Annotated in this window: 12 protein-coding genes; 9 read left to right on the top strand and 3 right to left on the bottom strand. The window is 43.2% G+C overall.

Annotation, left to right across the window (positions count from 1 at the left end; all coding sequences use genetic code 11):
* Positions 1-39: 39 nt before the first annotated feature.
* From hemE to hemY, 3 genes are read left to right on the top strand one after another with little or no spacing between them, the layout of a single operon-like run.
* Positions 40-1,077 carry a uroporphyrinogen decarboxylase gene (hemE, locus tag J0K78_RS16285; RefSeq protein WP_206947981.1) on the top strand — a complete coding sequence of 346 codons (1,038 nt, stop codon included), beginning with the start codon at positions 40-42 and terminating at the stop codon, positions 1,075-1,077.
* A gap of 34 nt (positions 1,078-1,111) precedes the next feature.
* Positions 1,112-2,041 carry a ferrochelatase gene (gene hemH, locus J0K78_RS16280; RefSeq protein WP_206947980.1) on the top strand — a complete coding sequence of 310 codons (930 nt, stop codon included), beginning with the start codon at positions 1,112-1,114 and terminating at the stop codon, positions 2,039-2,041.
* A 7-nt stretch (positions 2,042-2,048) separates the two neighbouring features.
* Positions 2,049-3,455, top strand: coding sequence for a protoporphyrinogen oxidase (hemY, locus tag J0K78_RS16275; RefSeq protein ID WP_206947979.1), 1,407 nt, complete (start codon positions 2,049-2,051; stop codon positions 3,453-3,455).
* An 80-nt stretch (positions 3,456-3,535) separates the two neighbouring features.
* On the opposite strand, the gene J0K78_RS16270 is transcribed toward hemY, so the two are convergent.
* Positions 3,536-4,480 (bottom strand): nucleoside hydrolase, encoded by a 945-nt coding sequence (locus J0K78_RS16270; protein WP_206947978.1) that lies wholly within the window; start codon positions 4,478-4,480, stop codon positions 3,536-3,538.
* 187 nt (positions 4,481-4,667) lie between these two features.
* On the opposite strand from J0K78_RS16270, the gene J0K78_RS16265 reads away from it, so the two are divergent.
* The gene (locus J0K78_RS16265; protein WP_160916998.1) at positions 4,668-5,684 is read left to right on the top strand and encodes a LacI family DNA-binding transcriptional regulator; all 1,017 of its coding nucleotides are present in this window, start codon (positions 4,668-4,670) and stop codon (positions 5,682-5,684) included.
* A 150-nt stretch (positions 5,685-5,834) separates the two neighbouring features.
* Here J0K78_RS16265 and yhfH read toward each other — a convergent pair whose 3' ends face one another.
* Entirely contained in the window at positions 5,835-5,963 is a 129-nt protein-coding gene (gene yhfH / locus J0K78_RS16260) for a protein YhfH (RefSeq protein WP_074735206.1), read from the bottom strand.
* 120 nt (positions 5,964-6,083) lie between these two features.
* On the opposite strand from yhfH, the gene J0K78_RS16255 reads away from it, so the two are divergent.
* The 5 genes from J0K78_RS16255 (at position 6,084) to J0K78_RS16235 (ending at position 12,206) form a co-directional block, all read left to right on the top strand.
* The gene (locus tag J0K78_RS16255) at positions 6,084-6,815 is read left to right on the top strand and encodes an MBL fold metallo-hydrolase (RefSeq protein WP_206947977.1); all 732 of its coding nucleotides are present in this window, start codon (positions 6,084-6,086) and stop codon (positions 6,813-6,815) included.
* Between the two features lie 66 nt (positions 6,816-6,881).
* On the top strand, positions 6,882-7,883 hold the full coding sequence (gene lplA / locus J0K78_RS16250) for a lipoate--protein ligase (protein WP_206947976.1): 1,002 nt from the start codon (positions 6,882-6,884) through the stop codon (positions 7,881-7,883).
* Between the two features lie 163 nt (positions 7,884-8,046).
* Complete coding sequence (locus tag J0K78_RS16245; protein ID WP_206947975.1) at positions 8,047-9,588, top strand: fatty acid--CoA ligase family protein; 1,542 nt, start codon at positions 8,047-8,049, stop codon at positions 9,586-9,588.
* Positions 9,589-9,729: 141 nt separating this feature from the next.
* Positions 9,730-10,665, top strand: coding sequence for a hypothetical protein (locus J0K78_RS16240; RefSeq protein ID WP_206947974.1), 936 nt, complete (start codon positions 9,730-9,732; stop codon positions 10,663-10,665).
* A gap of 794 nt (positions 10,666-11,459) precedes the next feature.
* Positions 11,460-12,206 carry an SDR family NAD(P)-dependent oxidoreductase gene (locus J0K78_RS16235; protein ID WP_370551160.1) on the top strand — a complete coding sequence of 249 codons (747 nt, stop codon included), beginning with the start codon at positions 11,460-11,462 and terminating at the stop codon, positions 12,204-12,206.
* On the opposite strand, the gene J0K78_RS16230 is transcribed toward J0K78_RS16235, so the two are convergent.
* Positions 12,207-12,653 (bottom strand): DUF3939 domain-containing protein, encoded by a 447-nt coding sequence (locus J0K78_RS16230; protein WP_206947972.1) that lies wholly within the window; start codon positions 12,651-12,653, stop codon positions 12,207-12,209.
* Between the last annotated feature and the right edge of the window lie 140 nt (positions 12,654-12,793).

The following is a 12,793-nucleotide window of genomic DNA, read 5'->3' as shown; positions in this document are numbered from 1 at the left end:
TAAGCGGATAAATGTTGAACGTGAAAAGGAGTTCTGAAGATGAACAAAATTGAAAATGACACGATTTTAAAAGCTTTCCGGGGGGAAAAGACTGACCATACCCCTGTCTGGTTCATGCGTCAGGCTGGGCGGTCGCAGCCGGAATATCGCAAACTGAAAGAAAAGTACTCATTATTTGAAATTACCCATGACCCTGAGCTTTGTGCTTATGTGACACGTCTTCCCGTGGAGCAATATGGCGTCGATGCAGCGATTCTTTACAAAGACATTATGTCTCCACTTCCGGCTATTGGCGTGGACGTAGAAATTAAAAAAGGCATCGGACCGGTCATTCACAATCCAATAAAAACAAAAGCGGATATTGAAAAGCTTGGGACCATCGACCCTGAAGAAGATGTGCCTTATGTTATGGATACGATTCGTCTATTAACGAAAGAACAACTCACGGTTCCATTGATTGGTTTCAGTGGTGCACCTTTCACCCTGGCGAGCTATATGATTGAAGGTGGCCCATCAAAAAATTACAATAAAACCAAGTCGCTTATGTACAGGGAACCGATGACATGGTTCGCACTCATGGACAAACTGGCAGACATGGTGGTGGCTTATGTTAAAGCCCAAGTCGCAGCAGGAGCCAGTGCCATTCAGATTTTCGACTCCTGGGTTGGTTCTTTGAATGTCGAAGATTATCGTACGTTTATTAAACCAGTGATGCAGCGGATTTTCTCTGAACTGAAAGAGGAAGGCGTACCGTTGATTACTTTCGGTGTAGGAGCGAGACACCTCATTCATGAATGGGACGACCTTCCTGTTGATGTGCTTGGACTGGACTGGCGTATGTCGATCACAGAAGCAAGAAATGAAGGGATTACAAAGCCACTTCAAGGAAACCTGGATCCTTCGATGCTCTTAGCGGACTGGGATACCATTGAGGAAAGAACAAAGAAGATTATTGATGAGGGAAGACAACACCCAGCCCACATTTTCAACCTCGGCCACGGTGTAACACCGGATATCAAACCGGAAACATTGAAGCGGCTGACTCAACTCATCCATGATTATTCCAGGAAATCTTAATGGCGTTTTAAAAAAGATGAAGAGGTGAAGGAACATGGCAAAAAAACAAATGGGTTTATTAGTAATGGCCTATGGGACTCCTTACAAAGAAGAAGATTTAGAGAGGTATTACACTCACATCCGACGCGGACGCAAACCATCGGATGAGATGCTGCAGGATCTCCGTGATCGTTATGATGCCATCGGTGGTATTTCTCCACTTGCCCGTATTACAGATGATCAGGCGGAAGCTTTGAAGGATGCATTGAATGAAAAGCAGAACGAGATTGAGTTTAAAGTCTATCTTGGACTGAAGCATATTGAACCGTTTGTAGAGGATGCGGTTGCACAAATGGCTGAAGACGGGATCGAAGAAGCTGTTTCTATCGTGCTTGCTCCTCATTACTCCACGTACAGCGTGAAATCTTACAATGGTCGTGCCAAAGAGGAAGCCGATAAGCACGGTATTTCTATTCGTTCGGTAGAAAGCTGGTATGATGCGCCCGGCTTTATTGACTATTGGAAGGATGTCATAGAAGCGGAATACGCTAAGATGACGGAAGACGAAAAAGAGAAAGCCTGCCTGGTTGTCTCTGCGCACAGCCTACCGATGAAGATTTTGGAAGGGGGAGACCCTTATCCGGATCAATTGAAAAGAACAGCGGAATTGATTTCAGAAGCTACTGGAATTACACAATATGAAATCGGCTGGCAGAGTGAAGGCAACACACCAGACCCGTGGATCGGCCCAGACGTCCAGGACTTAACGGAAGAGCTTTATCATGAAAAGGGATACCGCAGTTTTGTGTACGCCCCTGTTGGATTTGTATCCGATCACTTGGAAGTCCTCTATGATAATGACTACGAGTGTAAAGTGGTTTGTGATAAAGTTGGAGCTAATTATTATCGCCCGGAAATGCCAAACACTCACCCGAAGTTTATCCACACACTTGCTGATGTTGTCGTGGATAAAGTGAAAGAGTAGATCTTTTATGGAAGAGAAAAAGCGTGTCGTGGTCGTAGGTGGAGGAATCTCAGGGTTAACCTCCGCCTACTATTTACAAAAAGAAGCACGGGAAAAAGGCTATTCATTGGATGTTGAATTATTGGAATCCAGCGACCATCTAGGTGGTAAAATCCATACGGTACAAAAAGACGGCTTCACGATTGAACGAGGACCGGACTCTTTTCTCGCCCGTAAAGAAAGTGCCGGGCGTCTTGCGGGGGAAGTTGGCCTTGGGGATGAACTCGTCCCGAACGGTACAGGCCAGTCCTACATTTTGGTGAACGGTAAACTTCATAAAATGCCTAGTGGTTCTTTTATGGGGATTCCTACTAGAGTCCGTCCATTCCTTTTCTCAGGATTATTCAGTCCTGTAGGAAAAGCGAGAGCTGCTTTAGACTTGGTTAAGTCCAAAAAAACGGTAGATGGCGATCAGTCACTCGGCTTGTTTTTCCGTCGAAGGCTGGGGAATCAAGTGGTTGAAAACTTGATTGAACCGCTATTGTCTGGTATTTATGCAGGAGATATTGATCGTCTAAGTCTGCAATCCACGTTTCCGAATTTCTATGATCTGGAACAGAAGTACGGAAGTCTCATTAAAGGATTGCGTCAGACGTATCCGATGAAGACGCCGAAAAAAGGGGAAAAGAAACCGAGCATGTTCCGTACATTAAGAAACGGACTTGGTTCTCTTGTGGAAGCGATCGAAGGAAAGTTGGAACCTGGAACGGTTCAAAAAGGCGTGAAGGTGGACCATATTGAGAAGAAAGCCAATGGCTATCATCTTTTATTAAGTGATGGAACTGTAAAAGAATCAGAGGCGGTTATATTAGCCGCTCCTCATTATGCCGTACAGCGCATGCTGTCTCAGTATGACTTCTTAGAGCCATTCAAAGAAACCAATGCTACATCTGTAGCAAACGTCGCCATGGCCTTCGATGCCTCAGCCATTAAAAAGGACATCGACGGGACCGGTTTTGTTGTCTCAAGAAACAGTGATTTCCGGATTACCGCTTGTACATGGACCCATAAAAAATGGCCCCATTCCACACCTGAAGGGAAAGTTCTCCTGAGATGCTATGTTGGGAAACCTTCTGATCAGGAAGTGGTTGATAAAACGGATGAAGAGATTGAAGAAATCGTCTTAAACGATTTGAACAAAACGATGAATATTACGGCCAAACCTGAATTCTCTATTGTCACCCGATGGTATGACGCGATGCCTCAATATACGGTCGGTCATAAACAGAGAGTTGATGAGATTACGGAACGAATGGAGAAAGACCTTCCAGGCGTATACCTTGCAGGTGGTTCCTACAGAGGAATCGGTTTACCTGATTGCATCGATCAGGGAGAAGCAGCCGTTCAACATGTCATAGATTTTCTCTATCATTAAAAAGGAAGCATTCCCAGGAATGCTTCCTTTTTTTCTATCCATTCCTTCTTCAGCAATCGGCCCTATAGTTGGAAAAAAACTTATCTGTTGGTCATGATTTTGACAAAGTCCTGGGTGAAAGCTTCTTTATCGAAATCAATAATGATGCTGTGCATAGGGTAGCCCTCAATATAATCTGGAGCAGGTCGGAAGTCAGCTAAAGTTAGCCCTTTAGAAGGACCATTCGTATTTACTTTCACCTGTCGTTCTACGACCTTATAATATTCAGGATTCATTAAATAGGAGAAGAGTGTAACGTCATGAAGGGGAGCCCCATCAATTCCAGGAATGATCGATTCATATTGGGTACTGTAGTAATCCATGATAGGAAAAATGATTTTTGAGAAAGGCGTTTCGTTTTCTATCGCTACTTTCTTTATCGTATCCAAAGGGATGACGGCTCGATTGCTTACATTTAAAGGTACAAAGGTAATATTTTTTCCATGAGCGGCAACGAGTTTAGCAGCTTGTGGGTCGCCATACACATTTGCCTCTGCTACCGGGGTGCGATTACCGGGTACAAAGAACGCTCCTCCCATTACGTAGACGTTTCCCGCTTTATGGATGTTACTTTCAGCCTGTATAAAAGTAAGAGCAAGGGAAGTAAAGCGAGATAGATTGATAATGGTCAAATCACCACCATATGTATGGATCAGATCGTAAACTTTTTGAAAGCGAACATGATCGAGTGTTTGAATGGAAGGGATGATTTCTCCAAGACCGTGGGTTCCATGGATGTCAAAGAAAAACTCAGGATCTGTCCCTGTCAGAGGTTTATCCGCTCCTTTTATAATGGGTATATCCGTTTTACCAGCCAATTGCAGTAGGTATGCGGTGTTTTTTAAGGCGATTTCCTGACTGACGTTCCCATACTCTGCAACGATCCCAACAACGTCAATTTCCGGATGCAGAAGGGCATACATAATGGCAAATGCATCATCCACACCAGGATCTGCGATGATCAGAACTTTTCTCAGGTGGATCATCTCCCTATTTTTTCCTATTTTCATTTTATTAACGGTGGAAGGTCAATATGTATCTTGGTTATCTATTCTAATGTGGGAGTTCGGAGTTAAATCTATCCCAATATATGAAAGGGCTTGCAAGAAAACCGAATGATTAGTATGATTAAAATTGGAAACGTTTTCAAGAAAGCATCAAGGGGGAGTAAGTATGGCTACGATTGAAGATGTAGCGAAACTGGCTGGATTATCGAGGACAACGGTCTCCCGGGTCATCAATGATCAGCCTTACGTGACAGATGAAAAAAGACAGCGAATCATTCAAGCCATGAACGACCTTGGGTATGTCCCGAATTCTTCCGCCCGTCGTCTTCGAAGTCAAAAGACGGAGACCATTGCCGTTCTTTTGCCGCGCCTGACGAACCCTTTTTTCGGTAATTTGATAGAGGCGATGGAAGAAAAGGCTTCTGAGTGGGGATATCAAGTAATCGTCTGTCAAACACATGATTCCAAGAAAAAAGAAATGGATTATTTACAATTATTAAAGACGAAGCAAGTAGATGGTGTGATTATGGCTTCTCTTGTAAATGAATGGGAAGATGTTAAATCCTTTTTAGATTGTGGACCCATTGTCTTTTGCAATGAATATATGGACGATTCCAGCATTCCAATGATTCATATGGATCACAGGCAAGCGTCATACGAAGCGACTCTTCACCTCTTGGAACAGGGATGTAAAAACATATCCTATGTAAGTGGTGGTCCAGAAAGTCACTTGGCTAAAAAACGAAAAGAAGGTTTTACTGAAGCTTTGTGTGAATATGGCCTTACTTTTCAGGAGGAATTAGCGATTGATTGGGCTATCGATGTAAGTGATGGCCAAAAAGTCTTTCATATGATTAAGGACGAGCTGCCACATGTAGACGGTGTGTTTACAGGGAGCGACGAGGTTGCGGCTGGGTTGATTTATGAAGCGACTTCCACATCTGATTGGGTGATCCCGGAGGACTTGGCCGTGGTGGGCTTTGATAATCAGATGATATCTTTATTAATGGTCCCTTCCGTTACAACGGTTGAACAACCCGTAAAGCAAATGGCTGATAAAACGGTGGAAGTATTAATTCAACAACTTCTGCATCCTGGAGCTCTTGCCCCGCACAGATATGTCTACCCCCATCAGCTGCTTGTAAGAAATTCCACAAAACGAAAAAAACTATCCATCCAGTAGCACGGTCTGCCGGATGGGTAGTTTTTTTGTTGGGTTATTCGCTAAATGACTGGGTTGTGGAAGAAGGAAGAAATGGGCAAAAAAATAGCAGCCTTTGACAGCTGCTCCAAATCTTATGTTCTTTGTTATGTTTTTTGTGGAATACTAGACTTAGCGGGCCGGGTGGTCACATTCGTCGCAAATGTTGCCGTAGCAGTCAGCTTTTTCCTGGATCACATTCCCACAGTTGGAGCAGTGCTTTTTCGGAAGGTTACGGAAGAACTCAAGAACACTCATCATCTGTAAATCGCCTCCAATTAATTTTTAATGTAAAACCATTGTATTATAACAATATTCAGAAATCAACAATCTGTTATAAAACAATGTGCAATTAGGCCAAAAGTTTTAGGAGTGATCATAATGAAAGTGACAATTATCGGTTATTGGGGAGCTTATCCTGCAGCAGGTAGTGCTACTTCTGGGTATTTATTTGAAAAAGATGGGTTTTCGATGCTTGTCGATTGTGGAAGTGGAGTGTTGTCACGCCTCCAACAGTTTAAGAAGGTAGAGGATTTGGATGCGGTCGTTCTTTCTCACTATCATCATGACCACATCGCAGATATCGGTCCTCTTCAATATGCGTTTCTTGTTCAGAATACCCTTGCTGGAACAAATGAAACGCTCCCTATCTATGGACATAAAGAGGAGAAAGGGAAGTTTGAAACCTTAACCCATCAATATACGAAAGGAATGGCCTATAATCCTGACCAAACGTTGGAAGTAGGGCCTTTCTCCATACAATTTCAAAAAACGAATCATCCCGTCCCTTGCTATGGTATGCGGATTTCTGATGGGGAGGACACGGCGGTTTACACAGCAGATACAAGCTATTTTAAAGAGTGGGCAGAATTTTCCAGTAATGCGGATCTTCTTATTACAGATACAAACTTTTATAAGGACATGGACGGCAAGAAAGCAGGGCATATGACGAGTACTGAAGCCGCTACTATAGCTGAAGAGGCTAATGTGAAAAACTTATGGCTCAGTCATTTGCCACACTTTGGGCAGCTGACGAAATTGCGTCAGGAAGCAGAGGATATCTATAGTGGAACCATTCAACTGGCGGACGAAGGGCTGACATGGAGTAAATGAATTGTCTCCAAGCCTCTAAACGATTACAATGGTACATGGACAATACGGACTGAAAGGATGAAACACATGCTTTTTATTGACCATGAGGGAATAAATGATCCTCGTATTAACTTGGCCATTGAAGAATACGCATTAAAGAATCTTGATATCAACGACACTTACTTACTGTTCTATATCAACGAACCTTCCATCATCATCGGTAAAAATCAAAATACGGTGGAAGAAATCAATACAAGCTATGTAGAAGAGAACGGAATTCATGTCGTTCGCCGTCTTTCTGGCGGAGGTGCGGTATATCATGATCTCGGAAACTTGAACTTCAGTTTCATTACAAAGGACGATGGGGACAGTTTTCATGATTTCGCTAAGTTTACAAAACCTGTAACCGAAGCGTTGAAAATGTTAGGTGTAAACGCAGAATTGTCAGGGCGTAATGATATTGTGGCAGAGGATGGTCGGAAAATTTCGGGGAACGCTCAATTTTCTACCCGGGGCCGCATGTTCAGTCACGGCACATTAATGTTAGATTCAGAAATCGAGAACGTTGTTTCTGCTTTGAACGTGAAAACAGAGAAAATCAAGTCGAAAGGAATTAAATCGATTCGTAGTCGAGTAGCAAACATTTCCGAGTTTCTGGATGAAAAAATTTCTATGGAAGAGTTCAAGAACTTGATCCTCCGCTATATCTTCGATGTCGAAGATGTGAAGGATGTGCCTCAATATAAATTAACGAAGGTAGATTGGGACAATATTTATAAGCTGGCTGAAGAACGTTACAAAAATTGGGACTGGAATTACGGCAAATCACCGAAGTTCAATATCCAGCATACGAAGCGAATTGAGGGTGCTGGAAGCTATGACATTCGTCTTGATGTAACCAAAGGACATATTCAGAACGCAAAGATTTTTGGTGATTTCTTTGGGGTTGGAGACATTAATGACATTGAAGAAACTTTAATCGGCGCGAAGTATGAACGCCAGGCGATATCTGAAGCTCTAGGTAATGTGGATGTTTCTCACTACCTGGGTAAAATCAGCAAAGAAGACTTTCTTGATATGGTCTATTAATAAAAAAGGAACGGTCCATTGATGAGGACCGTTCCTTTTTTATATGACAATCCTAGTGCCTTAGGTCGACAAATGTTGCTAAAAAGTTTTCAGTATTTTATAATTATATTGAAAATTACTAAAATGAATGACTATTCATTCATAATTTCGAGGGGGAGCATACATGAATCTAAGCGAACAACTGTCGCTCACGGCTCAGCGTTATCCTGCAAAAGATGCCTACATATTTCAAGGGCAGCGGGTAAGTTATCAAGAGTTTGATGCAACAGTCACTAAATTCGCTTCTAAGTTGTCTGAACTGGGCTATGAAAAAGGGGATCATTTGGCGCTTGTGAGCGGAAATAGTCCCTTGTTCATGATTGGACTTTACGGAGCACTCCGAGCAGGAGCAACCGTCATACCGATTAATCCTACGTACACTGTAGATGAAATGAGCTACATTTTGAAAAATGGAGACGTTAAGGCTGTCATCACGATGGATGTATTGATCGAGAAGTTTGAAGTTATGGACCATGATCTTGATGTCGGCCACTATTTTGTAGCAGACACCGGGACAGGGGTGGATTTGCAGACATCTTCCTTGAATGGAAAAATGAAATCGTTTACAAAAGTTGTCGGTGAGGGTCGTTTAGATTATGAGACCCCTTCTCTCGATGATCAGGATGTAGGAGTTATTCTATACACTTCTGGAACGACAGGGAAACCAAAAGGCGCGATGCTCACACACCAGAACTTATACTCGAATGCGACGGATGTAGCGGATTACCTGGAATTCACCTCGGAGGATCGTGTGATTGCTACGTTACCGATGTTTCATGTTTTCTGCTTGACGGTCTGCTTAAATGCACCGGTCATGAATGGTGGAACCGTACTAATCGTACCTAAATTTTCTCCTCAAGAAGTATTTGCAACGGCAGAAGAACATCAGGCAACAGTGTTTGCCGGCGTCCCGACCATGTATAACTATTTATTACAGACAGGTAAAGAACAGGCACCAACGTTCCGCCACATGCGCCTTTGCATTTCTGGAGGTTCCTCTTTGCCGGTCGCTTTATTGGAATCATTCGAAAAACAGTTCAACGTACGTGTGTCAGAAGGCTATGGACTATCCGAAGCCTCTCCAGTTACAGCTTTCAATCCCCTGGACAGACCAAGAAAAGCAGGGTCCATCGGGCAAAACATTAAAAATGTCGAAAATAAAGTGGTGGACGAACTTGGTGAAGAGCTCCCTGCCGGTGAAGTGGGCGAACTGATTGTCAGAGGGCCGAACGTCATGAAGGGATACTATAAACTTCCTGAAGAAACTTCTGTCACAATCAGGGATGGTTGGTTATATACAGGGGACATGGCTCGACAGGATGAAGACGGATATTTTTACATTGTCGATCGTAAAAAAGATATGATTCTTGTCGGAGGATACAACGTTTATCCAAGAGAAGTAGAAGAAGTATTGTACCAACACGAAGATGTCACAGAAGTTGCGGTCGTAGGAGCACCAGATCCGGAGCTTGGGGAGACGGTCATAAGCTTCGTTGTCTCTAAAAACCCAACGTTGACAGAAACACAACTAAATGAATATTGCCGTGAGCACTTAGCGAAGTATAAGGTCCCTTCACGTATCGAATTTATGTCTGAGCTTCCTAAAAACACAACAGGGAAAATTCTTCGCAAAAATTTACGCGAACAACTTACGAACTCAAAATAAGTTCAATCTTCCATTAAAGCTCAAAGTCTCCTGGACTTTGAGCTTTTTAATTGAAAACATTTTTTATTAAAGCCAACTCTAGTTGAATTTGCAACTTTTTCTTATTTGAGACGTAAGAAATAAAAAGAAGGGGGATGAATGATGAAAGAATTGTATGAATCACTAATGGTAGCAAGAAAAAGATATCTTGAGAAAGAACGTTTACATAGAGAAAGGGAACAATTGAAAAAAGAACATATGGAACTACGCGCTAAAGAACAGCACTACCTAGAAAAGCTCAATGAAGAGCAAGAAGATGTGGAAAAGCTGGAGAGCATGAGTCTTACAAATTTATTCGTTACGATTACAGGTAAGAAGCTTGAGAAAATGGAAAAAGAAAAGCGGGAGGCAATTGAGGCACGGTTGAAGTGGAGAGAAGCTCATCAATCTGCTCTTGAGGTGGAGGAAGAAGCAGAAACCCTGTCTGAAAGAATCGCTGCTTATGGAAACCCAAAAGTGGAGTATGACCGGCTGTATCAAAGAAGAAAGGAAATCCTTATTGCTAAAGGTGAGAAGAAAGGAGGGCGTTTGGTTGAACTTAGTGAACAGCGATCGATGCTCCAGGCGGAGTTGGTTGAAATCAATGAGGCAATTGATGCAGGGCAATCTGCCATGCGGGCATTGGAAGAAGCAACGGTTTCGTTGACATCTGCTGAAAACTGGGGAGCGTTGGATATGCTTGGTGGTGGCTTGCTGACTACAGCAGTCAAGCATTCGAGAGTGGATGATGCGGATACCGCCATCCATACCGCACAAAGGTATTTGCGGAAGTTCGCAAATGAGATTGAGGACCTCGGCACACATTATGATATTCGTATTCAAATGTCTGGCGGTTTGACGATTGCCGACTATTTCTTTGATGGCTTACTTGTGGATTGGTTTGTTCAAAATAAAATTCAATCTTCTCATAAAGAAGTGAGGGAAATTAGAAAAAAGACTCATGAAGTGCTACTTGATCTTGAGACACTACGTCGTCAATTTGAAAAAGAAGAAGGGGCATTCACAGAAGAGATGGATTGGATTATCCGTTCTATATAACTAGAATTTCGAGTTGTCCTATGTCATTTACTAGAAAATTCGCACCAGTTTGCGGACCTCCGCAACTTTTTTTCGGTGAAGGTTGTCCTAGGATATATTACAATAGAAACAGATAAGCGGTGATGCTTATTTATCTCATAACTATTTATGATTTGGTTGTCATAAATAGGTCAGTAACGTTGTTTACTGATGAGTGTCACGGAAAAGTCTTTCCTCTCAAAAGCACTTTTCCAACAATTTATTCCCTCACTCAAAAGTTAACCAGTCGTCTCTTTTGGCCCATGCTCACGTGAGCATGGGCACTTTTTTTGTGCCTGCCCTTTTAAATATAAGCTCCCTATTCTTGAAGACTCAGTTTAGAGATGTTCGTGTGATTCTAGGGGCTCAGGGAAAAGGTTCGTCTTGCTCCATCGTCCAGACACTCGCGTCATAAGCAGAACAGCAAAGGAATGAAAAACACATTCCGTTGCTGTTCTGCTTATGCCAGTCGTGTCTACCAGGACGATTCCGCATTTGAACACTTTCCATGGGGCGGGCGGTGAGCCTCCTCAGGCTATGCCTTCCGGGATCTCACCTGTCCCACTCGTCCCATAGGAGTCTCACCGCGCTCCCGCGGAAAGCGAGCTATTCCCTGTAGCCCCCCTCCACTCAATAAAAGTTTCGAAACTGAGTCTTCAACAAACCTGCCATTTACTTAAATAACTTGTATGTGGCTGAGCTTTGGATTTGAAAGTATGAGCTTTGCTGATTGTGTTTAAAATAACGGAACGATGGATGGAAGGGAGCGTAAAGTTGTGAAAAAATTAAAGGGTCAAGTGGTTTTGGTGACTGGTGCGAATCGTGGACAGGGAAGGGCCATTGCGGAATATTTATTGTCTCTTGGAGCATCGGTGGCGTTTGGAGCACGAAATATCCACCTTGCTGAAGAGGTGGTGGCAGCGTTAGGATCTTCGGAAGCATTGGCTGTACAGTTGGATGTAACGAAGAATGAGGAGTGGACGGCTGCAATAGCTGAGATCGTCCGTAGGTACGGGCGGTTGGATGTACTTGTAAACAACGCTGGTCTTTTAATCCGTAAGCCTTTTATAGAGATGAAATCAGAGGAATACGAGCAATTGATCCAAGTAAATCAGCTGGGGGTCTTTTACGGAATGCAGGCAGCTGTACCTTATATGATCGAACAGGGCAAGGGTTCTATCGTGAACAACTTATCCATTTCTTCTTTTGCTCCGATTAGCCAGGCATCCGCTTACGCGGCAACGAAAGCATCTGTGGTGGCTATGTCGAAAGCTGCAGCTATTGAACTCGGGCCGTACGGAGTTCGTGTCAATATGGTTCACCCAGGGGGAGTTGAAACCGAGATGGCGACAGAGGGGAAAGGGGTACCGGAATTTTATCATTCTATCCCGCTCGGTAGAATCGGGCAGCCCCTGGAAATAGCTAAAGCTATTGCTTTCCTTGCTTCTGACGACAGTTCCTATTGTACGGGAACAGAAATCGTTGTGGATGGTGGGATGACATTAGGGACGGCGGATCGGTGATCATTCAGGCTTTTTGTAGGTAATCATAAATTCTTCTTTTGTAAGATAAAAGTCACGTTCTGGTCTTTGTTGTAACAAATGATGATTTTCAAGCTTATAATAACTTACCCGTTTGTATGGGTCATCATCTATGATTGGCAGTTCCTGTGTCTGTTTCATATATTGGTCGACGGCATGTTGAACGAGATCGATATCCAATGCAAGATCCCGGTCCTGTTCTTCAAACAACTCATAGGTCTCCCGGGACATGTAAAAGTTTTGAATGGGCACAGCTTTTAAGTAGGGGGATAAAAGTTCATAGTCCAGGGTGAGGTCCTCTTTGATGATTACACTTAGAGGGACATCGCTGGGCTTAGCATCCGCGTAGGCGTGGACGGCTTTTCGGACATCGTGTATGGATAAATCCTTCTTCTCTAGTTTCGACTTCTTGTTTTTTCGACTCCACATGTGTATTCCTCCTAAAATGAATTTTGCTTGAGAGGTGTTTCAAATGAAAGATCAACCGGTTCAGCCTGAACTCGATTTCTTCACATTACTCAATCCTGACTTTGGTCGTGGTGAAGAGCAGAGAGGAAACAAAGGGCAGA

Source organism: Halobacillus sp. GSS1 (genome assembly GCF_017307035.1).
GTDB lineage: Bacteria > Bacillota > Bacilli > Bacillales > Halobacillaceae > Halobacillus > Halobacillus litoralis.
Note: the sequence above shows the minus strand (reverse complement) of the source record. Positions and strands in the feature narration are given on the sequence as shown.

Excerpts from the sequence above, each read along its gene's own strand:
- hemE (WP_206947981.1), top strand. The coding sequence starts at position 40 with ATGAACAAAATTGAAAATGACACGATTTTAAAAGCTTTCCGGGGGGAA.
- hemH (WP_206947980.1), top strand. The coding sequence starts at position 1,112 with ATGGCAAAAAAACAAATGGGTTTATTAGTAATGGCCTATGGGACTCCT.
- hemY (WP_206947979.1), top strand. The coding sequence starts at position 2,049 with ATGGAAGAGAAAAAGCGTGTCGTGGTCGTAGGTGGAGGAATCTCAGGG.
- J0K78_RS16270 (WP_206947978.1), bottom strand. The coding sequence starts at position 4,480 with ATGATCCACCTGAGAAAAGTTCTGATCATCGCAGATCCTGGTGTGGAT.
- J0K78_RS16265 (WP_160916998.1), top strand. The coding sequence starts at position 4,668 with ATGGCTACGATTGAAGATGTAGCGAAACTGGCTGGATTATCGAGGACA.
- yhfH (WP_074735206.1), bottom strand. The coding sequence starts at position 5,963 with ATGATGAGTGTTCTTGAGTTCTTCCGTAACCTTCCGAAAAAGCACTGC.
- J0K78_RS16255 (WP_206947977.1), top strand. The coding sequence starts at position 6,084 with ATGAAAGTGACAATTATCGGTTATTGGGGAGCTTATCCTGCAGCAGGT.
- lplA (WP_206947976.1), top strand. The coding sequence starts at position 6,882 with ATGCTTTTTATTGACCATGAGGGAATAAATGATCCTCGTATTAACTTG.
- J0K78_RS16245 (WP_206947975.1), top strand. The coding sequence starts at position 8,047 with ATGAATCTAAGCGAACAACTGTCGCTCACGGCTCAGCGTTATCCTGCA.
- J0K78_RS16240 (WP_206947974.1), top strand. The coding sequence starts at position 9,730 with ATGAAAGAATTGTATGAATCACTAATGGTAGCAAGAAAAAGATATCTT.
- J0K78_RS16230 (WP_206947972.1), bottom strand. The coding sequence starts at position 12,653 with ATGTGGAGTCGAAAAAACAAGAAGTCGAAACTAGAGAAGAAGGATTTA.